18 protein-coding genes and 1 tRNA gene are annotated in these 21,810 nt (G+C 43.3%); all 19 read right to left on the reverse strand.

From position 1 onward, the window contains the following. Positions 1-77: 77 nt before the first annotated feature. The 19 genes from FC24_RS06500 to FC24_RS06590 all read right to left on the reverse strand — a co-directional run bounded on the left by FC24_RS06500 (position 78) and on the right by FC24_RS06590 (position 21,762). Complete coding sequence (locus FC24_RS06500; protein WP_057874085.1) at positions 78-1,013, reverse strand: PTS system mannose/fructose/sorbose family transporter subunit IID; 936 nt, start codon at positions 1,011-1,013, stop codon at positions 78-80. 19 nt (positions 1,014-1,032) lie between these two features. After that, positions 1,033-1,851, reverse strand: coding sequence for a PTS mannose/fructose/sorbose transporter subunit IIC (locus tag FC24_RS06505; RefSeq protein WP_057874086.1), 819 nt, complete (start codon positions 1,849-1,851; stop codon positions 1,033-1,035). Positions 1,852-1,873: 22 nt separating this feature from the next. Continuing rightward, positions 1,874-2,842, reverse strand: a complete 969-nt coding sequence (locus FC24_RS06510; RefSeq protein ID WP_057874087.1) for a mannose/fructose/sorbose PTS transporter subunit IIA — start codon at positions 2,840-2,842, stop codon at positions 1,874-1,876. A gap of 115 nt (positions 2,843-2,957) precedes the next feature. Continuing rightward, positions 2,958-3,461, reverse strand: a complete 504-nt coding sequence (locus FC24_RS06515) for a PTS sugar transporter subunit IIB (protein ID WP_057874088.1) — start codon at positions 3,459-3,461, stop codon at positions 2,958-2,960. Positions 3,462-3,482: 21 nt separating this feature from the next. Beyond that, positions 3,483-3,884, reverse strand: coding sequence for a PTS sugar transporter subunit IIA (locus tag FC24_RS06520; RefSeq protein WP_057874089.1), 402 nt, complete (start codon positions 3,882-3,884; stop codon positions 3,483-3,485). A 155-nt stretch (positions 3,885-4,039) separates the two neighbouring features. Further along, complete coding sequence (locus FC24_RS06525) at positions 4,040-6,865, reverse strand: sigma-54-dependent transcriptional regulator (RefSeq protein WP_057874090.1); 2,826 nt, start codon at positions 6,863-6,865, stop codon at positions 4,040-4,042. Between the two features lie 520 nt (positions 6,866-7,385). Continuing rightward, positions 7,386-7,470, reverse strand: a tRNA-Leu gene (locus FC24_RS06530). Positions 7,471-7,537: 67 nt separating this feature from the next. After that, on the reverse strand, positions 7,538-8,410 hold the full coding sequence (gene thrB, locus FC24_RS06535) for a homoserine kinase (RefSeq protein WP_057874091.1): 873 nt from the start codon (positions 8,408-8,410) through the stop codon (positions 7,538-7,540). Positions 8,411-8,450: 40 nt separating this feature from the next. Further along, on the reverse strand, positions 8,451-8,903 hold the full coding sequence (locus FC24_RS06540) for a SprT family protein (protein ID WP_057874092.1): 453 nt from the start codon (positions 8,901-8,903) through the stop codon (positions 8,451-8,453). Next, positions 8,896-11,061: a Tex family protein gene (locus FC24_RS06545; protein ID WP_057874093.1), complete on the reverse strand. Its 2,166-nt coding sequence runs from the start codon at positions 11,059-11,061 to the stop codon at positions 8,896-8,898. Before FC24_RS06545 ends, FC24_RS06540 begins: the two co-directional genes overlap by 8 nt. Before the next feature lie 117 nt (positions 11,062-11,178). Next, positions 11,179-11,949: an ABC transporter ATP-binding protein gene (locus tag FC24_RS06550; RefSeq protein WP_057874094.1), complete on the reverse strand. Its 771-nt coding sequence runs from the start codon at positions 11,947-11,949 to the stop codon at positions 11,179-11,181. Continuing rightward, positions 11,942-12,841 carry an ABC transporter permease gene (locus FC24_RS06555; protein WP_057874095.1) on the reverse strand — a complete coding sequence of 300 codons (900 nt, stop codon included), beginning with the start codon at positions 12,839-12,841 and terminating at the stop codon, positions 11,942-11,944. The genes FC24_RS06550 and FC24_RS06555 overlap by 8 nt, the downstream gene beginning before the upstream one ends. Further along, positions 12,838-13,860, reverse strand: a complete 1,023-nt coding sequence (gene trpX / locus FC24_RS06560) for a tryptophan ABC transporter substrate-binding protein (protein WP_057874096.1) — start codon at positions 13,858-13,860, stop codon at positions 12,838-12,840. The genes FC24_RS06555 and trpX overlap by 4 nt, the downstream gene beginning before the upstream one ends. Positions 13,861-14,230: 370 nt before the next feature. Next, a complete protein-coding gene (locus FC24_RS06565) occupies positions 14,231-14,671 on the reverse strand; it encodes an uL18 family ribosomal protein (protein ID WP_057874097.1) in 441 nt (146 codons plus the stop codon). Positions 14,672-14,698: 27 nt separating this feature from the next. Continuing rightward, on the reverse strand, positions 14,699-17,371 hold the full coding sequence (locus tag FC24_RS06570; RefSeq protein ID WP_057874098.1) for a cation-translocating P-type ATPase: 2,673 nt from the start codon (positions 17,369-17,371) through the stop codon (positions 14,699-14,701). 210 nt (positions 17,372-17,581) lie between these two features. Then, the gene (gene nadE, locus FC24_RS06575) at positions 17,582-18,409 is read right to left on the reverse strand and encodes an ammonia-dependent NAD(+) synthetase (protein WP_057874099.1); all 828 of its coding nucleotides are present in this window, start codon (positions 18,407-18,409) and stop codon (positions 17,582-17,584) included. 313 nt (positions 18,410-18,722) lie between these two features. Further along, entirely contained in the window at positions 18,723-20,198 is a 1,476-nt protein-coding gene (locus FC24_RS06580) for a nicotinate phosphoribosyltransferase (protein ID WP_057874100.1), read from the reverse strand. A 63-nt stretch (positions 20,199-20,261) separates the two neighbouring features. Beyond that, complete coding sequence (locus FC24_RS06585) at positions 20,262-20,972, reverse strand: glycosyltransferase (RefSeq protein WP_057874101.1); 711 nt, start codon at positions 20,970-20,972, stop codon at positions 20,262-20,264. Positions 20,973-20,982: 10 nt separating this feature from the next. Continuing rightward, entirely contained in the window at positions 20,983-21,762 is a 780-nt protein-coding gene (locus FC24_RS06590; RefSeq protein WP_057874102.1) for a glycosyltransferase, read from the reverse strand. Positions 21,763-21,810: the final 48 nt, after the last annotated feature.

Below are 21,810 nucleotides of genomic sequence, written 5' to 3' on the forward strand. Positions count from 1 at the left end.
CATAGTAAAACCCCTAACGTTGGATTTAGTTGTCCAACGTTAGGGGTTCACTTTACCAAGCTTTTTAACGTCTAATTTTACATTAAGTGTAAGACGTGGAAAATAACACCGACAACAAACAAGCCTAAAATCATGGTAATTGGGGAAACTTTCTTCTTCAATAACCACATGCAAAGTAAGGTTAACAGTAACGCTGCTAAACCAGGAATTAAGCTGTCCAAGTTATCTTGTAAAGTTGTCACTTTATGAACCGTTAAGGACAAGCCATTGGATTGATCAATCAAGGCTTGTTTGATGCCTGCAGCACCGGATGGTAAATGATTCCAGTCGATGTAAGCACCATCTTGTTGCTTAACCCGAGAAACAACTGGTGTGAATTTAACAACAACCCAGCGGTTAACCAGCGACCCTAAGATAAACATACCTAGAATCGAAGCACCTTTGGTGACATTTTGTAACAGACTACCAGACATATCTTCCGTAATTTTTGACCCTGCACGGTACCCAAATTCTTGGGTGTACCACATGAAGGCCATCCGGATTAAGTTCCAAAAAACAAAGTAAATGATTGGGCCTAAGATACTGCCACCCATTGCTAAGGATGCAGCTAAGGCACCTAAAATTGGCTTAACTGTGAACCAGAACACTGGATCACCAATACCAGCCAAAGGCCCCATCATCCCAACTTTAACACCTTGAATGGCAACGTCATCAACAGGTGCGCCATTAGCACGATCTTCTTCCAGCGCCATAGTGACCCCTAAAATTGGGGAAGCCAAGTAAGGATGGGTGTTAAAGAATTCCAAATGCCGTGTCATTGCAGCTGCACGGTCTTCTTTAGTTGTATATAATTTCTTCAATACTGGAATTAAGGAATAAGTCCAGCCACCGTTTTGCATCCGTTCGTAGTTCCATGAACCTTGGATAAACGTCGAACGCCACCAAACAGCAATCCGGTCTCTTTTACTTAAGGTAACTTTCTTTTCAGTTACTGCTGCTTTATTATCTGCCATGTTCGTTTACCTCCTTTGTCTAATATTCGTCGATGATATCGCCAACTGGATCACCAGTATTGCTATCACCGCTACCGTTACTACTGTTACCTGAACCGCCTGACTTGGACAATGTTAAGTAGATCAATGCAAGTGAAATCCCAATTGTCCCTAGTCCGACTAAGGTTAAGTCTGTGACAGTTGCTAATACGAAACCAATGGCAAAGAATGGCCAAACTTCACGGGTAGCCATCATGTTGATGATCATTGCATAACCTACGGCAACGACCATGCCACCACCAATGGACAAGCCATCAGTTAACCAAGTTGGCATCATGTTTAATAAGTCCCTTACAGGACCAGCACCAACTGCTAAGATTAAAGCAGCAGGAATAGCAATCCGCAAGCCTTGCATACAAATGGCAACAATGTGCCAGAATTCAAGTTTTCTGAAGCTACCTTCCCTTGCGGCCTTGTCCATAATGTGAACAATAGCAGTTGCAATGGTCCGGGCAATGATGGTTAATAGCAATCCGGCAACAGCCAAAGGAACGGCGATCGCAATTGCGGATGACACACCGCCTTGGCCTTTACCACCTAATACTAAAATAATTGCGGATGCGACAGAAGCTAACGCCGCATCAGGTGCAACAGCGGCACCAATGTTAGCCCAGCCTAAGGCGATCATTTGTAATGTACCACCTAAAACAAGGCAAGGTCCTAATTGACCTGTAACTAAGCCAATTAACGTGCACGCAATAACTGGCTGATGAAAGTGGAATTCATCCAAAATACCTTCCATACCAGCTAAAAACGAGACGAGAATGACTAATATCACTTGAATAAAGTTCAAATTCATGATGATTAATCCTCCGTTTCCTTTATTGTTTGTTTAATGCATTTTGTGCTTTAGTTAAAATTTCGTCCATGTTACCGGCTTTATCTGCTGGCACTTTACGAACATCGAATTTGACGCCTTCTTGTTCCATCTTCTTGAATGCATCAATATCCTTTTGGTTAAACGCCAACACTTTATTTGGCTGAACTTTGCCTGGTGAGTGCGCCATTGACCCAACGTTGACTTCCTTCAACGGTACGCCACCTTCGATTGCCCGTAAAGCATCTTCTGGGTTTTCAAATAGCAACAATGCACGTTGACCGCCAAAGTGTTTGTCGTCTTTGGAAATTTTGATCAACTGTTTAACTGGAATGACATGTGCCTTAACACCAGAAGGGGCAGCTTGTTTAATCAAGTTAGTCCGCAACTCATCTTTAGCCACTGCATCTGAAACAACGATAATCCGCGTTGGATTAGTTGTCTTGGTCCAAGTTGTGGCAACCTGGCCGTGCAATAACCGGGAGTCAATCCGAGATAGTACGTAAGACATTTTTCCTGGTGCACCGGCATCGCCAACTTTAGGCGCTGGCTTTTTCGCAGTTTCTTTAGGGGCTAATTCTTCTGGCTTAAGTTTGACACCATCTTTAGCAGTCCCTAAAATGTGAGCGGCAATTTCTTGCGCAGTGTTCATGGATAACCGGGATGCATAAGCTTCAACTAACATCGGCAAATTAAGCCCAGTCACCATTGCCCATTTGTCTTTATGCGCTTCATACAAGCTATTTGCCTGATTGAACGGCGTACCGCCCCAAAGATCGATCAAGAATAGTACTTGCTCCGGATCGCCAAATGACTTCACGGCAGCTTGCATTTTTGCTTTTAAGTCATCCGGTCCTTCGTCAGGCATTAAAGTAACTGCTTTGACGTTTTCCTGCTTGCCGAAAATTAATTCGCCAGATTGCAGGATGCCGTCAGCGAATTTGCCGTGACTAGCAATAATAATTCCTACCATCTTTTTACCTCCTACCATAATTAGAATAAAAATAAAATAAGTTCTTCAGCAGTCAAAGACTGCCCATTGATAGGAAAGCCCTATCAATCTTGTTTAAAATGAAGCCAAGCTTCACTTAGAAACCATTTTTAGTCAGCAAAGTCATTAAACTTTGCTTACGATCAGCTGGCACTTTTTGGGCAAATACTTCTAAACCAGCATCATCATGTAGATAACGCAAAGCAGCAGCTTGTTGTGGTCCAACAGCGATAGAATCGGTAATCATCTTCATCCCGCTGGAAAAAACTAAACTACCAATGCCAACGCCAACTTTAGCTAAATCGACGCCACCTTTGACTAAACGCACCATATCCTCAACAGTTTCTGTCAATAACAACACTTTAAAAACATCAAATTGAGGATCGTGGTAGATCCGGCACATTTTATCAATGGTAATCACATTGGCCCGTACGCCTGGCGGTGCTGCCTGCGTAATCAGCGTTTTACGCAGCGTATCTTTGGCCACGCCATCAGAAACGATTAAAATCCGGTTGGGCGCGACGCTTTTAGTCCAAACCGTCGCGACCTGACCGTGAAGTAAGCGACTATCGACACGCGCTAAACGAATGTCCATTGTCACATCACTCGCCTCCTTCATTAGTTAACCTAATGACGACAATTCCAAATGCTTGACCCCAGCCTTAGCCGTTTTTTCTAAATGTGAAACAACTGCAGCAACTGGTTTGTCACGCACCGTATAAGCTTCCAATAGCAGTGGCAGGTTTAACCCTGTGATCAACGCATATTTGTTCAAGTTCTCGGCAACAATTTGACTTGCCACGTTAAACGGCGACCCGCCAAAAAGATCAATTAAAAACAAGATTTGATCTTCTGGTGCAAAAGTTGCCATTGCGTTTTCAAATTTCTTCTTTAAATCATCCGTACTTTCATTAGGCATAAAGGTAACCGCTTGAACTTTTTCTTGGTCACCAAAAATCATACGTGACGACTCTAAGATACTTTCAGAAAACTTGCCGTGGCTCGCAACGATAATTGCTATCAACTTGTCACCTCCTACTTTTTACCCACACCTATATAATATGCAAATAACGTGCCAACTTTTGTGTATCAAGCTAAAACACTGCTATTACTAACTTTATCTGGCGTGCGCCATTAAATGATACACAATTAATTAATGTATCACTGGTTAATTTTTAGTTAAGAAATTTGTTTCTGTGCTTGTGTATCAAATAATTGCTCAATATAGTAAATTTCATTATCGTCTAATTGCAACTGCAACTGTTCTGCCAACATATCGTTACAAGTTTTAATCGCATCGTAATAAGGCGATTGTTTGATCGTTGGCTGTGCTTTCGCGTCTACAGCCACTTTTTTATGCAATAACTGTCGCTCAAGTGCTCCGGCGACATGCAAAATTAAGCCAATTCGAAAGGTTTCGCTGAATTTTTGTTCTAGTGTATCACTTAGTGTTTCACTGTATTGCCATAAAACGTCAATTATTTTATGCGGATTTAAATAAACGAAATAATCTTTCATGTACGATTCACAGAGTTCCTTAGTTAAATTAGGTTTAGCCGCTTGTAAATCCGCTTGATTGACTGCACTGTCAATTTGCTCGAAGAAATCCCGCCCGTCTCCTTGCAATAATTGTTCTAAAGAAATAAACGGCGCTTTAATTTTAGGCCGGACAATGCCAGTTGTTGCCACAATCCGATATTCTTCAGCCAAATGGGTTAGGGTTTGTTGCATGTTGACCACGGAAATGGGGATGACGGTAATGTCATCAATCAACCGTTGACTCAGTTGCTGCTGAATTGTTTTTTGAATGCGCAAAGCAGTCCCCTTTCCCGTTGAACAAATTGCAATGATCGCACGCGGCAGTAATTGCTGCACCACTGGCGTATTTTCAGTCTTAACGGATGGTAGCGTGTCCACATTGACACGCGAATACCCATGAAATTCCTTTAACTCATGGTAAATAGTGTTGATGTCATTATCAATCAATTCCGTTTTGCGGACTGCTTCCAGCACGATAGCGGTCGTCACCATATCGATGGTTTTCACTTGAATCCCGGTCTCTTGATAAACTCTCTGGGAAAAAGTGGATAATGACCCCATATCAACTAATAAAATGACACCATTGCCTTTATCTGCCTGATGAATTTTTTTAATGATCCCTTGATAAGCTACTTGTGGATTCATTTCAATCGGCATATCGTATGCAAACAAATTATCCGGCGACAGCAGTTTGTTCACCACTTGTACCATGGAAGACGCTGTACTACTACCATGTGCTGCTACAACAACGCCAATTTTACCGGCAACTTGTTCAGACTTCAGTGACACCAATAAAATGGTTAAATAATATACTTCTGATTTTGGAATTGGGACATTATAGTGAGTTTCCAATTCTTGTTTAATCAAATAAGCAGCTTCCAATTCCTGTGGGTAATCCGCCACCATTTCTTTTAAATTAGCACTGATATTACGCACCATTTTGCCTGATTGAATCCGCTTGACAAAAGAACTGATGTGCAGGCTAACAGCATAGACAAAATTACGTTTAAAAGTATAGCCCAATAGTTTTTGAACTTTGCCTTGAATCTCTTGGGTTAAATCAATGATATCGTGATCCACAATTTCCGCTAATTTATTATCCGCTTGCTCATTAGAGATAGACTTCCGGTAAAATGACTTTAAATGCAAATTGATGTCCGTGGTAATAAAGTTATTGATGTGTTCTTGGTCCAAGCCTTCAGACTTTAAAAGCGCTGCTTTATCCCCAATAATTTCATATAAATTATAGGGCAATTCATAGGCGTCTTTTTGTAACGTTGCGGTAGCTTGATCCGGACCAATCACCATCATCGGTTCTAACAATTTAGTGATTTGGCCTAAATCATCCCGGTTGGCCGCTAAAGTGGCAATACCTGATTGGATGCTGGCCGGTAAATCATCAGCCGTGATGGTGATACACTTATCTGATTGCATGTGTTTTAAAAAGCCTTGCGCACAGACCAATTGAATGTTGGACTTCAATTGCCCCACGTTGCCGTAAGTCACACTGCCCAACAATGCCTTTACCACATCTTCTGTCAATTGGATCCGCTTATGAATCCGGTTGGCTTCCAAAGAAAAAAGCGATTGTAATAATTGAAGCCGTTCCTCAGCAGGCCGTTGATCAAATGCCGGTAGTTGAATCATAATCGGAATCCGCCGGACAAACGTTGCCAGTAAACTACTTTCTGGATTTTCTGTAGTAGCGCACACTAAGCGAACATCAGCGTGGTGCTTTTTGGCTGTTTCTCCTAAACGACTGTAAGTACCATGATCCATGAAGTAAAAAATCATTTCTTGACCTTCCGGTGGCAGCCGGTGTACTTCATCTAAAAAGAGCATGCCGCCTTCAGCCTCTTGAATCAGACCATCTTTATTCTCATTTGCACCAGTGAATGCGCCCTTGGTATAACCGAACAAATGGGACATCAATAATTCTGGGTTATGCGCATAATCAGCACAATTAAAGGTGATTAATGGTTTTTTAGAATCAATAATATGATGAACTGTTGAAAATTGGTACATCCCATTGACAAAAAAAGTTTTACCGGAACCAGTTGGCCCTACAATTAAAGTGTTCAATCCCTTTGGTGGATACAACATCGCAGCTTTTGCCTGCTCAACTTGATTTTTTAAGCTGCCATTCGCCCCAATCATGTGATCAAAAAAATCGGTTTGTTGGCGAACAGGTGCTGGCTTTGCTCGTACTGGCGCAGGTTTTGCAGGTTCTGTTGTCACACGCTGAGCTAGCGCTGGCGTCACGTACCGAACGGGACGTCCGGGAATTTTAGCCAGCTGGCCCTGGCGGACTAAATCATTGAGTGCCTTTGAAACATTGGGCCGTACAATTGCTAAATCTAACGCTAATTGTTTTGTGGTCGCACCGGCACCGTTGACAATGTCTGTCGGCGTTAACTGTTGTGAAATTTTTGCCACTCGTTGATACACACGTTCAATTCGTTTCACTTTCAACCATTCCTTTTTTAGCGCAATTGAAACACATCATCTTCATTAGTGTATCATAAAGCAATACACAAAGAAAAAAAGAGTGCAACAGAAAGCGGGAGCTTCTGAGGATTAGCCTAAGCAGGCAAGTTATTTGCGCAGCAAATGTTTTGACTGCTGTAGCTAACCGAAGAAGCTGTTTTCTGTTGCACGTTTACTGCAGCGAGGGCGGCTAAATTATACAAAACGGGAGCTTCTGAGGACTAGCCTAAGCAGGCAAGTTATTTGCGCAGCAAATGTTTTGACTGCTGTAGCTACTATTCCGCAGAAAAGGAAGATTTTCGTACCGAAAATCTCTGATGCTTCAGACGTTGACCATTCAACTATGGCGAAAACCGCCAAGTTGAAACATAGCAGCCGGAAGAAGCTGCTTTCTGTTACACGTTTACTGCGGCGGCATTAACGCCTAAAACAATAAAAGCCGAATTATCTGATTCCAGATAATTCGGCTTTTAACCATTTAGATTGAAGATTATTTCAATGCGGCTGACTGGAATTGAACCAGCACGGGAAAAATATCCCACTAGATCCTTAATCTAGCGCGTCTGCCGTTCCGCCACAACCGCAAACTACCAACTGTTTTAGTTTAGCAAAAAATTCAGGTAGACGCAATACCTTTTCATTATTTTGCCATCACTGCGGTGAAACGGTAACACCAACAGGGGCGGCGGTTAAATTCAGCCAATGCCCAGGTAAATGAAGCTGCATTAACGTCGCTAATATTGTTGACGCTTGTTTTGGCGGAACTAGGCTTAAAATTGCTGGTCCAGAACCACTTAAATAAGTACCATAGGCGCCAGCCTGAGCTGCACAGTGACGAATTTTAACTAAATTTGGGGCCAAACGGCGGCGATAAGTTTCATGGAATTGGTCACGTTCTAACATCCGGCCCGCTAATTCCAAATCACCGCGAAAAAGGGCACCCACTAACACATTGGCAGCCGAACTACTGGCAACTGCCGCACGCAAAGGTAATGCTGCAGGTAAAACACCGCGGCTTTTTTGTGCACTTAACTGCTCTGGTGGAATATAGGCTAAAATTCGTGCTGGCGGGAAAGGTGCTTGAACAATCTCTGCTTCAAAACCATCATAAGTCGCTGCCACAAAACCACCATAAATTGCTGGGGCAACGTTATCTGGGTGGCCTTTTAACTTGGTTGCTAATTGGAGTTTATCAAACTGAGAAAGACTAAGTTTGCCTAAATAATCTGCCAATTCAATGCCAGCGATGATTAGAGCTGAATGGCTACCTAAACCACAAGCAAATGGGATGTTAGTCCGCAAGTGCAAGTAGTGCGGTGTCAAATCAGGAATCAGTGCCAAGGCAGTCTTGACGATTAAATTATCCTGATTATTGGCCACAGTCCGCCCTAACTGGTGATCAATTTGCCAGTGTGTCTGGGGTTGGCCGATGGTCACGGCTAAATCTAGCGTTAGCGCTAAACCTAACGAATCAAAACCCGGTCCCAAATTAGCACTCGTTGCTGGAACATGTATCGTTGTCATGCGACATTCCTCCTGCCTAGATCGCCTCGTTATTTTACCACTAGTCAGTCGCTGGTTGGCTTAATTTTAACCGCCCACCGCAACGACTACAAACAAAGCGCTGAACATTCAACCGCCGTTGCCGATCATAGCACTGCCCACAATGTGTACAAACATAATGCCATTTAACCTGCGGAACAGTTAAAGCCGGAGCATACCGACTACCACCCACCGCGGCTAATTGCTGTTTAAAATCAGGGTCGCGGTGGCGATAACCTTTTCCTGCTAAATGTAAATGATAGTGGCACAATTCATGTAGTACAATCCCTAGTAATGCCTGTGAATGTTGTGGCTGTGCAAACCGCGGATTGATTTCAATGTGGTGATCCGCTAAATGATAACGCCCGCCAGTGGTTCGCAAACGCTTATTGAACCAAGCTTGGTGCGTAAAGGGTTGGTTAAAATAGCGTTGAGAAACCATCTTGATGTAGTGAACTAAGGCGGCATTAGTCATCTTTAGGCTGCACCATAGTCAATTGAATCCGTTCCCGCTGCTGATCCACTGACAGGACCCAGACGTGAACAATGTCACCAACAGCAACCACATCCCGCGGATTTTTAACAAAATGTGGTGCCAAATGTGAAATGTGGACCAAACCATCGTATTTTACGCCGATATCCACAAACGCACCAAAATCTAACACATTGCGAACTGTTCCTTCTAGTGCCATCCCTGGTTTTAAATCCGTGATTGCCAAAACATCAGTCCGCAGTAGTGGCTGCGCATAGTTATCCCGCAAATCACGACCAGGTTTTTGTAAACCAGTCACAATATCTTTTAACGTTGCTAAACCAACACTTAGTTCTTCTGCTAAAGCAGTTGTGGCCTGAATTTTTTGAGCTGCCTTAGTACCAACAGCCGTTAACGTAAGCTGGGAATTAGCTAGCACTTTTTTAGCGACGGTGTAGCTTTCCGGGTGAATATCAGTATTATCCAACACATTTTGTCCGCCGATAATCCGTAAAAAGCCAACAGACTGTTCAAAGGCTTTCGGACCTAACCGGGACACTTTTTTTAATTCTTGCCGTTTTGTAAAGTTACCATTTTCGTTACGGTAAGTGACAATATTTTGTGCAATCGTCTTACTGAGACCAGAAATGTGTGCTAGCAACTCTGGACTGGCGGTGTTTAAATTAACACCCACACTGTTAACCACATCTTCCACCACAATATCTAGCTGGGCACTTAATTGTTTTTGCGGTACATCATGTTGGTACTGCCCGACACCAACAGCTTTAGGATCAATCTTAATCAATTCCGCCAACGGATCTTGCAGGCGCCGGGCGATACTGACCGCACTACGTTCTTCAACATTAAAATCAGGAAACTCTTGTCTTGCCACTGTACTAGCTGAATAAACACTGGCACCAGCTTCATTAACAATCACATAATAAACTTTCCGGTCAATAGTTTTCAAAACATCTGCAACAAACTGCTCTGATTCACGACTGGCCGTCCCATTACCGATGGCAATCATTTCGACTTGATTTTTTTCAATAAAATCTTTAAAGGTCGCTGCAGCCGCTTTTCGTTTTGCTGCTGGTGCTGGCTTGTGCGGATAAATCACCAACTTATCCATAAATTTCCCAGTTGCGTCCACTACTGCTAATTTACAGCCTGTACGGTATGCTGGATCAAAGCCTAAAACAGTCCGGCCTTTTAATGGGGGTTGCAACAATAAATGTTTTAGATTATCGCCAAAAACAGTGATTGCCTGATCAGCTGCTTTTTGGGTCAAGTCTGCTCGAATTTCCCGTTCGATGGCCGGACCGATAAACCGTTTATAAGCCGCCTCCAAAGCAGCTTTAACGTACTCACCAGCGACATTTTGCTGCTTTACCACTGCTTGTTCTAAATGCCAGAAAATGGGCCGGGATGCAACTGCTAAACTTACCTTTAAAATCCCAGCTTTTTCACCCCGGTTAATGGCTAATACCCGGTAAGACACCATTTTGGCCAGCGGTTCAGTAAAATCATAATACAGTGCATAAATTTGTTTGTCGTCTAAACTTTTATCCTTAGCTTCCACGGTAAATTTAGCGTGCTTCCAAGTGTATTGGCGAATCCACGCCCGAAACGCCGCATCATCGCCAAATTCTTCCGCCAAAATTTCATGCGCGCCGGCTAAGACATCCGCCACAGTCCCTAATTTTTTATCTGGTGCTAAATACTTTTCAGCTTCAGCTTTTATAGCTGTTTCATCACCAGCCGGAAAAGTGCGCAACCAAGCTGCAAATGGTGCTAAGCCCCTTTCTCGAGCAATTGTCGCTTTGGTCCGCCGTTTTTGTTTATAAGGTAAGTAAAGGTCTTCAACTTGTTGTAATTTAGTTGCCGCCTGAATTTTTTGTTTTAAATTAGCGGTTAATTTACCTTGATCAGCGATCAGCTTTAAAACTTCATTTTGTCGTGCCACTAAATTTTCTTGGTATTGATAAGTATGTTGTATTGCACGAATCTGTACTTCATCTAAATTACCGGTTGCCTCTTTACGGTACCGGGCCACAAATGGCACCGTATTGTCATCTGCCAGTAACTGTAACGTCTGTTTGATTTGTTGCTTACGATAATCCGGTAACCGATCAATGGTCCGGTATAAAATTTGTTTATCCATTATAACCTCGTTCTAAAATAACTTGTCCTTGCAAAACCATAATGTCTATTATACTGAGCTCAGCCACGAAATGCTAGGCGTGCCACTAGTAAACATGTAGGTACAGCAGCATAAATTTTAGCGGTCAGTGGTTTTAAAATATTGGTATAACGCCGCTTGTGTTAGTTGTTGTTTGGCCACTGCAGTAAAGTCTGCCACAATTTTTCCCTGATCAAGGATAAGCAAACGATTGCCATACTTTAAAGCATCGGCCAAATGATGAGTAATCATCAAACAAGTCAATTGCTGCTGAGCTATCCGTTTTTGCGTGTAAGCCATTAATTGAGAACTAGTCCGGGGATCCAATGCCGCTGTGTGTTCGTCTAATAACAACAACTCAGGTGTCGTTAACGTCGCCATCAGCAAACTGAGCGCCTGCCGTTGGCCACCAGACAGCGCACCAGCAGGAGTAGTTAAATGGTGCTCTAAGCCATTGCCAATTTCTGCTGCCATCGCGCGAAAACGCGGATAATTCTGACGTAACCGTCTTAACTTTAATCCCCTTTTCTGACCACGCTGCTGCGCCAACAACAAATTTTCTGCCACAGTCATCCGCGGCGCAGTTCCCATTTTCGGGTCTTGAAAAACTCGGCTTAAATATTGTGCCCGTTGTACAACCGATTCGCGGCGTATATCTCGACCCCGCAGTAAAATTTGCCCACTGGTAGGCTGATTGTCACCAGTAATCGTGTTAAACAAAGTTGTTTTCCCAGCACCATTAGTCCCTAACACGGAAATGAAATCCCCTGCATAAATGGTTAAATTTAATTGCTTTAAAATGGGCTGTACTTGCTGCCCTGCCATTGCACTGACGACAATATTTTTTAACTGTAAAATTGGCTCATTCATGCCGAGTCACCCCTTTTCGCAATAAACGTTTAATTTGGAAGCGCTGCTGCAGCGTTGGTAACGTCAACGCAATGGCTAAAATCAGTGCTGAAATCAACTTCAGATCGTTAGTGTTAAACCCGAGTTGTAAAACTAATAGCAAAACAAAGCGGTACAAAATACTACCTAGAATCACTGCCACTAAACGCTGGTTCAACGTCAATTCGCCAAATGCAACTTCGCCAATGATAATCGCTGCTAGTCCGATAACAATGACGCCGATCCCCATATTAACATCTGCGTACCCATTACTTTGGGCCATTAAGCCACCGGACAAACCGATAAAACCATTGGCCACCATCAAGCCTAATATGGTCATCCAATCTGTTTTAATGCCTAATGCCTTAGCCATCGTCGCATTATCGCCAGTTGCAATGAAAGCTTGCCCTAACTCCGTTTGTAAAAAATAAGCCAACAGCATTAATGTCAATCCCACTGTGAATATGCCGACCACCACGCTATCGAAGTACTGGGGAAGTTGCTGTAAAAATTTGGCTTTAAATAAAGTTGGTTGGTTTAACAACGCCACATTGGCTTTACCCAACACACGTAAATTAATTGAATACAAACCAGTCATCACTAGAATGCCCGCTAACAAAATGGGAATTTTACCTTTAGTGTATAGTATCCCCGTAGCCAAACCAGCGAGTAGGCCAGCACCAAAAGCCAATAATGTTGCTAAAATGGGTGCCACGCCATGGGTGATACTGGTCACTGCCACTGCAGCACCTAATGGAAATGTGCCTTCAACGGTCATATCTGGAAAATTTAAAATGCGAAAGGTTAAAAATAAACCAACGCCTAAGATTCCCCACAACAACCCTTGGCCAATCGCCGAAGTAATTAAATTCATGGGTACACCACACCTTTCTGTTGTGCTTGCTTAGTGACAGCAGCTGGCAATTTAATGCCTAAAGCCACCGCCGCTTTTTGATTAATTGCCAATTTACCTTTAGCTACGGTTTTAATTGGTGTTTTTGCCGGTTGCGTTTTTCCTTGTAAAACATCAGCTGCCATGTTACCTGTTGCAACTCCCAGCGCATATTGGTCAAGCCCATAACTCGCTAACCCACCTGCTTGAACCTGTTTAGCCGTCGCCGGAAAAACGGGCACTTTAGCTTGATTGGTATGGTTTAGTAACGTTTGTAACGCACTGGCAATAGTATTATCACTAGGAACATAAATCGCTTGAACTTGCTGCACCGCCAATTGTGCGACTTGATCCACATCATTCGAATTAGCTACCGTAAAACGGTGCAATTTAAAACCAAATTGTGGGGCTAAATGCCGTAATACAGCTACTTCCGCTTGCGCAGAAGGATCGCTAGAGGTATAAATCACACCTAACTTTTTAGTATCAGGTAAAACTTGCCGAATGAGTTGAAGCTGTTGTTTAACTGGCGTGCGGCTGGAAACCCCCGTCACGTTAGTGCCTGGCTGGCGGTTATCATGAACTAGTCCAGCGGCTTTCGGGTCAGAAATTGCCCCCAAAATTAAAGGTGCTTGTGTGTTCGTATTAGCAAGTGCCTGTGCAGCTGGGGTTGCAATTCCGATGTTCAACGCTGTTTTTTTAGTCTGGAAACGTTGCGCCATGGTTTGCAAATTGCTCTGATCGCCCTGTGCATTTTCAAAATCAATGGTGACCGTTTTACCATCCCTAAAACCGCGTCGCCTCAGTTGTGCCACCACTCCCCGGTGGATTTCATCCAAGGCAGGATGAGACTGAGTCTGTAAAATGCCGATTCGTGGTTTTTCAGCTACATGTTTAGACGCTAACTTTGTCGGTGATGATTGAGCAGACTGCGGTGCCTGAAAAAAAGCAATTGCCAACAACACACCTAACACCCCGATAAAACCTAATAATCGTTTCATGCTGGAACCTCCCAATTAATTAAATGAATCAGATAATGTTTGCAAGCAAAAAGGGGGTGCAGCAAAAGGTTTACTTTTGCCACAGCCCCTATGCAGATTAGCTAAACACTATCTTGATGACAGTCTTTAAGGTAAACAAAAACCCGCATAGGTAGAATCTATGCGGGCAAACAGGAATTCAGCCAACATAGATACGATCTTCAACAGACCGTATCTAAAGACAGCCTGCCTACAGTTGGCTTTGCCACCAAGCACCATTTAATTGTAGGTTACGCTGTTGCATGACTTTTCCTCCTTTTCACTGATAAATTAATCATTAGTATAGTTGCTTCCAGTCAACTTGTCAATCACAGTCATTACCTCATCAATTTTACACTAATAAGGTCATAATTCGATTGATTTGCTTGTTCATCTGCAGTGAACTATCATCTTGCTGTTTTTCTGCGGCATTAAAGGCAGCCACATCTACTTGATGCGCTTGCGCGTCCACACTTGCGGCCATTTGCGCACAACCAGCCACATAATCAGTGTATGCGCTAAGCAATAAGTGGTGCATACCCACAGCTTTAGCTGGCGGCTGTACCGCCTGAACACTTGCTAGATTTTTCTGATAATCCGCTACGCCTTGATCAAAATGCGCTTTAATACTGGTCCACTGATCTTGGCTAATCTCAGCCACTGTTTTAGTATTAATGGCTTCTTTTAGCAACTGGTAATCCCCATTTAAAGTTGACGTTAACTTTTGCGTGGTGGTCACCATATCATCGATCACTTGTGCATAATGCACTAAAATCCGTTGTGCTTTTACCATAATCTTCCGTCCTCACAGTCAAATTGATTAAACCTTGTGCAACCGGCGCTGAATTAATTTTACCACTTCAACAATTAAAATGATGGCAAAGGAAGCGCCTAAAACAGTTGCCCACTGGTGCCAATCAAGCGGCGTCACATGGAACAATTGGTTAAAACCGGGGATCAAAATGGTTGCGGCCATTAAAATCGTCGACGCTAAAATTGCCCAGTTAAAAGCATGGTTTGCAAAAATTCCCCGGTGAAAAATACTACCGTGCAGTGCTTTCACGTTAAAAGCGTGGAAAAGCTGAATCAAGCCTAAAGTCGCGAAAGCCATCGTTAAAGCATCAGCATGAGCCAATTGCGCATTAGCGTGCACTGGATAATTGATGCCGACCCAATAGACAAATAGCGTAATTAAACCTTCTAACAATCCTTGGTAGATAATCGTTTGGCCTAAACCACCAGAAAGGAAGTTAGATTGCCGCCCCCTTGGTTTACGTTGCATAATGTCACGTTCCATGGGCTCGACCCCTAAAGCAATTGCCGGGAACGTGTCCGTCACTAAATTGATCCATAAGATTTGTACCGGTGCCAAAATTTGCCAACCTAAAATGGTCATCATAAATAACGTTAACACTTCACCTAAGTTAGCAGATAACAAATATTGAATGGCTTTTTGAATGTTCGCAAAGACTTTGCGACCTTCTTCAACAGCCACCACGATCGTGGAGAAATTATCGTCAGCTAACACCATATCTGCAGCATTTTTGGAAACTTCAGTTCCAGTAATGCCCATGCCGACGCCGATATCAGCTGCTTTCAATGCTGGTGCATCATTGACACCATCCCCAGTCATCGCGACGACTTTGCCGCGTTTTTGCCAAGCATTAACGATTCGGACTTTATGTTCCGGCGCAACCCGCGCATAAACTGAAAAATCGCCAACTTGCCGAGAAAATTCTTGGTCGCTCATCTCATCTAATTCATTACCGCTGATAATGGCTTGTTCATCTTGTTCTCCGATAATACCCAGCCGTTTAGCAATTGCTTCGGCAGTATCCCGGTGATCACCTGTAATCATCAGTGGCCGGATGCCGGCTTGCTTTGCTTCCGCTACCGCATCAGCAACTTCCGGCCGTTCAGGGTCAATCATCCCAACTAACCCACTAAACGTTAAATCTTGCTCAACCGTAGCAGAATCAATTTTATCTGGCAGTTGTGGCACTACTTTGAAGGCTAAGCCCAACACGCGTAATGCTTGGCGCGCCAACTTGGTGTTAGTTGCTAAAATTAATTGTCGTTCCTGCTGATTCATTGCTTTAGCCGCGTGGTCCAATTCATAATGTGTCGTCCGTTTTAATAATTGGTCTGGCGCCCCTTTAGTGGCAATTAAATAATTTCCTGTCGGCAACTGGTGTATCGTGGTCATTAATTTTCGTTCTGAATCAAATGGCACTTCTGCCACGCGTGGCCACTGTTTTAACAAACCAGCGACATCTAATTTGTGAGTCAAACCAAATTGCACTAAAGCCGTTTCGGTAGGATCGCCGAGCAAGTTGTCATCCTGACTAATTTTAGTGTCATTGGCTAACGTCATCACTTGAAGTGGCCGATCATCTAACGTTAATTGACTATCTGCAGCAGCAGTTAATTGATTGTTGACAAATAACCGCTCAACCGTCATTTTATTTTGCGTCAACGTACCAGTTTTATCAGACGCAATAATATCGGTACTACCTAAGGTTTCCACCGCCGGTAATTTCCGCACAATGGCATGCCGCTTTGCCATGCGCTTAGTGCCTAATGCTAATGTAACCGTCACAATTGCCGGTAAGCCTTCTGGAATCGCTGCTACTGCTAATGAAATTGCCGTTAGCAGCATATTCAGTAATGTTTCCCGATGATTGAGCATTCCTAAGACAAAAATCACAACCGACAAGAATAAAATCAACCAAGTTAGCGTTTTACCTAAATGGTTTAAATTCTCCTGCAACGGCGTTTTAGTTTCATCTGCTTGGTTTAACATGCCGGCGATTCGGCCAACTTCAGTTTGCATCCCGGTTGCAATCACAATGCCACTGCCGCGGCCGTTTGTGATATTACTGTTCATAAAAGCCATGTTAGTTTGATCGCCTAAACTGACTTTTTCTTTTTCTGGTGCGCTTAAAGCGGACGTTTGTTTTTCCACCGGTACCGATTCACCGGTTAAAGCAGATTCTTCCACCCGTAACGTTTGGGCACTCAACAATCTTAAATCTGCCGGTACGACGTCACCAGCTTCTAACAAAACAACATCGCCGGGCACAATATCCTCACTTTTGACCGTCACCACTTCGCCATCACGGCGGACATGAGCCATCGGTGCAGACATTTCCTTTAACGCATCGATGGCTGCTTCTGCTTGAATTTCTTGAAACACACCAAATACCGCATTGAGCACAACCACTAACAAAATAATAACCGCGTCCGCTACTTCGCCGCTAAATGCCGCAACAATGGCAGCGACCAACAACACAATAATCATAAAATCTTTAAATTGATCAATAAACCGTTCTAAGATCGTTTTTCGCCGCTTAGCCACCAACGTGTTGGCGCCATCAGTTTTTAACCGCTTAGCGGCTTCCACTTGCGTCAATCCGGTCGTTGTGGTGTGCAGCTGTGCTTGTGTTTGCTCTGCAGTCTGCTTGTAGAATTGTTTGGCTTGTTTTTCCGTCAAAATAATTCCCCCTTCTGATTGATTGCCGCATACAAAAAGTGAGCCCCATGTATGCAGAACACACATAAGTCTCACTTTTTAAGGTAACACCAGAAAGGTCAATCGACCTACTTGTTGACGACGTTACCACGACAACTTTGCCGCAAGTTACTCCCTTATGATTTAAGCTCAGTATAACCGATTTGTGTCCTACTTGACAAGAAAAGGCAGTTATTTCCAAAAATTGTCAAAGAGCGTGATCGGTAAATGCCGTTTATGCGCCGTTTTACGATACCAATTTTCTATTTTCTCTGCCGCTGGCGTCGCAATCGCTTTACCTTCTAGATAATCATCAATATCTTGATAACTGACCCCCAGCGCAACTTCATCTGGCTGAGCCGGGTGATCTTCTTCCAAATCAGCGGTGGGCACTTTTTGATAAAGTTTCGCTGGCGCACCCAATGTCTGTAAAAGCTGCTGACCTTGCCGTTTATCCAACCGGTAAAGGGGAACTAAATCAGAAGCACCATCACCATACTTAGTATAAAAGCCAGTCACTGACTCAGCCGCGTGATCAGTCCCCAGCACTGCGCCAGCCCGCGCTCCTGCAATCGCATATTGGACCAGCATCCGTTGACGGGCTTTGATGTTGCCTTTGTTAAAATCGCTAATTGCTAATTGATTGGGAGTTAACGCCGCTACTGTGGCATCCACTGCCGGCTTGATGTTAACGCGCATGGTTTCATCAGGTTGAATAAAATCAAGCGCTGCTAAGGCATCACTTTCATCTGCTTGCTCGCCATAAGGCAGCCGCACTGCTATAAATTGATAACTGTCATCGTGAGTCGCTGTCCGCATTTCTGAAATGGCCAGTTGCCCTAAACGCCCAGCTAAAGTTGAATCCTGACCACCTGAAATGCCTAACACCAACGTTTTAATGAAGGGAAACTTTTTTAAATAGGCTTTCAAAAAATCGACACTTTTACGAATTTCCTTTTGCGGATCAATTTGTGGCTGTGTTTTCATTGCCGCAATGATTTCTTTTTGTAATGGTCGCATTCTGTTCCTCCTATCCTAATCCTACTTTTTACCAATTGCCTTATTATACCATGTGCGCATTTTAAGACACATTTTGATGCAAAAAAGAAACTAGGCCGTGGCAAAATAACTACTTTTACGACGGCCCCTTTAAATCCTTGTCAGAGATAAACATGATGGCACACTTGATTGTTTCTACTTTTAGGCAGTTAACTAGTGCTACCTGTATAAACGTCATTACACCAACAGCTCCTTCCAATTAACGACAAAAAAACACAATTTGCAACGCAAATCATGTCTTTTTTAAGCTAGTCTTCAGAAACTATCCACTTGTTTAATCACGCTGTTCTTTATCTGCCACTAGTTTTCTCATTTTATGAATCAATTTGATTTTGTGGTCATAGAGTTTTTGCGATAAATCTACTGGGTAATCTTGTGGGTTCAAATCTCGTTTATACTCATCCCACAAGGACTCCAACATTGCAGCTGAATAATGGTGGATTGCCGTTAATTCAGGCTGGGCATACACTAATTGACCTTTACGGAAAATTGTCCGCAATAACGGTCGCGCATTAAAATTCGTGACCGTTTTATTGATGTAAGTGTAATTTGGATGGAACATATACAGTGATTCTTGGCCCAAAGGATTTTCATCAGAAAAAGTAATGTAGTCCCCTTCTGATTTACCATCCGCTTTTTTCGTAATCCGCCAAACTTGCTTTTTACCTGGTGTCGTCACTTTAGCCGCATTATTGGACAATTTAATGGTGTCTTGCATCTGTCCCTGCTCGTCTTCAATGGCAACCAATTTGTAAACAGCGCCTAATGCAGGTTGATCATAAGCCGTAATCAAGTGGGTCCCTACACCCCAAACATCAATTTTAGCGTGCTGCATCCGCAAGTTTTGAATTGTTTTTTCATCAAGGTTATTCGAGGCGTAGATTTTAGCTTCTGGGTAGCCCGCTTCATCTAGCTGCTGCCGTACGCGCTTAGAAATATAAGCCATATCGCCAGAGTCAATCCGTACGCCGAGAAAGTTAATCTGATCTCCCATTTCGTTCGCGACGCGAATCGCATTAGGCACACCACTTTTTAAAGTATCATAAGTGTCCACCAAAAAAACACAATCTTTATGGGTTTGGGCATAGGCTTTAAATCCGAGGTAATCACTGCGGTAAGCCTGTACCAAAGAATGCGCGTGCGTACCACTTACCGGGATACCAAAAATTTTACCAGCCCGTACATTACTAGTGGCATCAAAGCCACCAATGTAAGCAGCCCGTGTTCCCCAGATTGCCGCATCCATTTCTTGGGCCCGTCGCGTACCAAATTCCATGACATTCCCGGCTGGCCCGACAACTGACCGGATCCGAGCTGCCTTTGTCGCAATTAAAGTTTGATAATTTACAATATTTAATAGAGCTGTTTCCACTAACTGACAGTCCGCTAATGGTCCTTCTACTTGTAAGATAGGTTCTTTATTAAAAACTAAATCGCCTTCAACTGCTGAACGAATGGTACCTTTAAATTTAAAATTCTTTAAATACGTCAAAAATTCTTCAGGATAATTTTCTGCTTCGCGTAAATATTCAATGTCAGAATCCGAAAACGATAATTGCTTAATGTAACGGATAACGCGTTCCAGTCCGGCAAAAATCGCATAACCATTGCCAAATGGCATCTTGCGGAAATAGCATTCAAAAACTGCTCGCCGATTATGGATGCCCTTTTGCCAATAAGTTAGCATCATGTTAATTTCGTACAAATCAGTATGCAGCGTATAGCTGTCATCTGGGTATAGACTCGTCATGATCTCCGTCTCCACTTTTCATTATTTTACAGTTATTTTAGCATTTTTCGTGCCGTGATGCGACTATTTTAACCGCCGATAAGCACGCCACATTCGCCAGCGTCCCTGCAGTTGTGCCTTTAAGGAACGACGTTTCATTCCGGTAACGTTATCGCCATGACGAACATACGCCATTAGCGGTTGTCGCAACACCACAATTTTAGCGTGGTACCGTTTTGCCACTAAAAATAGCCACTGATCATGCATCTCAATTTTAGATGGAAAAGGCAACGCTTGCCGCAATAAATGTTGACTGATTGCCATCATGGCACCAGTATAACCATTTTTTACCAGATTAGATGCAACGGTCTGAGGCAGACGATTATGGTGATAGTGATTCCATGATGCCGCAATTTGTTGCCCGGCTTGGTCTAAAACCACGCCATCGTGGACCAACAAATCAGCTTGTTGCTGTTCAAATGCTTGGTACATTTGTTCAACTTTATCAGCAAACCAAATATCATCCTGATCTGCTAAAAATACCAATTCACCTTGTGCTTGTTGCAACGCTTTAGCAAAACTTTTAATTGGCCCTAAATTTTTAGCGTTAACGGCTAAGCGCACCGGCACTTGGCTACCAGCTGCTAAATGCCGCAATAGCGTAACCGTTTGGTCTGTGGAATGATCATCGACAATCAGCACTTCATCATTTGGCGTCAATTGATTCAAAATCGACGTTAACTGTTTAGCAACTGTCTGGGCACCATTATAAGTCGCCATACAAACTGAAAGCATAAAATCCCTCCTAGAAAAAATGCCAGCCCCATTTATTAAAGTAGCGCACCATCGAGCGGACAAAAACCATAAACCCACGTAAACTTTTATGCGAATCCCGCGCATAATAATGAATTACTGGCGCATCTGGCAAATAATAAATCTGGCCACCTGCTTGATTCAACCGCATGCAGAGATCATTATCTTCAAAGTACATAAAAAATTGCTGGTCAAAGCCGTGGATTTGGTGCAACATCTCCGTCCGTAAAAACATAAATGCACCGGACCCAAACTGAATTGGTTGCCGCTGTTCACCAAGGTCGCGACATTCAAACCGGGCTAGCCGTTTGGCAAAAAGGTGTTTTACCGCCTTAAATGGTAAAAAGCGCAAGAAGTAATCGAACACATCTAAATGCTGCCGGACCAAATGTTGCACTTGCCCATCTGGTGCCGTAATTTTAGGTGTGACCATGCTGACTTGTGGATTTGCCGCCAAGAATTGTGCCATGGTCACAAAACTAGCCGCTGGTAACAAAATATCTGGGTTGCAACAAATAAAATATGGCGTAGTGGTCTGGTTCAAATTAACGTTATGCCCGTGACCAAAACCTTGATTAACCTGTGCCGCCGTAATCACAATTTGGGGGCCAGCCAGTGCCTGCAGTCGGTTAACATAAGCCGGTGCTGAATGATTATCGAAAATTCGTAAAGTCACTGGATAAAAGGGCAAAATTGCTGTCTGAAATTGTTTAATCGTCTCAAAAATATGTTCACTATTATACGTGACGATACTGACGGTCACTGGTGCCATTGCTTTCACCTCGCCAAGGTTAAAAAGGTGGGCCAAAAAGCCGGTTCG

Source organism: Loigolactobacillus rennini DSM 20253 (genome assembly GCF_001436505.1).
Classification (GTDB): domain Bacteria; phylum Bacillota; class Bacilli; order Lactobacillales; family Lactobacillaceae; genus Loigolactobacillus; species Loigolactobacillus rennini.

What these genes read in the sequence shown, in the direction of transcription:
- FC24_RS06500 (WP_057874085.1), bottom strand. Translation starts at nt 1,013, where the DNA reads ATGGCAGATAATAAAGCAGCAGTAACTGAAAAGAAAGTTACCTTAAGT.
- FC24_RS06550 (WP_057874094.1), bottom strand. Translation starts at nt 11,949, where the DNA reads ATGAATGAGCCAATTTTACAGTTAAAAAATATTGTCGTCAGTGCAATG.
- FC24_RS06580 (WP_057874100.1), bottom strand. Translation starts at nt 20,198, where the DNA reads ATGACGAGTCTATACCCAGATGACAGCTATACGCTGCATACTGATTTG.
- FC24_RS06585 (WP_057874101.1), bottom strand. Translation starts at nt 20,972, where the DNA reads ATGCTTTCAGTTTGTATGGCGACTTATAATGGTGCCCAGACAGTTGCT.
- FC24_RS06555 (WP_057874095.1), bottom strand. Translation starts at nt 12,841, where the DNA reads ATGAATTTAATTACTTCGGCGATTGGCCAAGGGTTGTTGTGGGGAATC.
- nadE (WP_057874099.1), bottom strand. Translation starts at nt 18,409, where the DNA reads ATGCGACCATTACAAAAAGAAATCATTGCGGCAATGAAAACACAGCCA.
- trpX (WP_057874096.1), bottom strand. Translation starts at nt 13,860, where the DNA reads ATGAAACGATTATTAGGTTTTATCGGGGTGTTAGGTGTGTTGTTGGCA.
- FC24_RS06590 (WP_057874102.1), bottom strand. Translation starts at nt 21,762, where the DNA reads ATGGCACCAGTGACCGTCAGTATCGTCACGTATAATAGTGAACATATT.
- FC24_RS06510 (WP_057874087.1), bottom strand. Translation starts at nt 2,842, where the DNA reads ATGGTAGGAATTATTATTGCTAGTCACGGCAAATTCGCTGACGGCATC.
- FC24_RS06540 (WP_057874092.1), bottom strand. Translation starts at nt 8,903, where the DNA reads ATGACTAATGCCGCCTTAGTTCACTACATCAAGATGGTTTCTCAACGC.
- FC24_RS06565 (WP_057874097.1), bottom strand. Translation starts at nt 14,671, where the DNA reads ATGGTAAAAGCACAACGGATTTTAGTGCATTATGCACAAGTGATCGAT.
- thrB (WP_057874091.1), bottom strand. Translation starts at nt 8,410, where the DNA reads ATGACAACGATACATGTTCCAGCAACGAGTGCTAATTTGGGACCGGGT.
- FC24_RS06505 (WP_057874086.1), bottom strand. Translation starts at nt 1,851, where the DNA reads ATGAATTTGAACTTTATTCAAGTGATATTAGTCATTCTCGTCTCGTTT.
- FC24_RS06545 (WP_057874093.1), bottom strand. Translation starts at nt 11,061, where the DNA reads ATGGATAAACAAATTTTATACCGGACCATTGATCGGTTACCGGATTAT.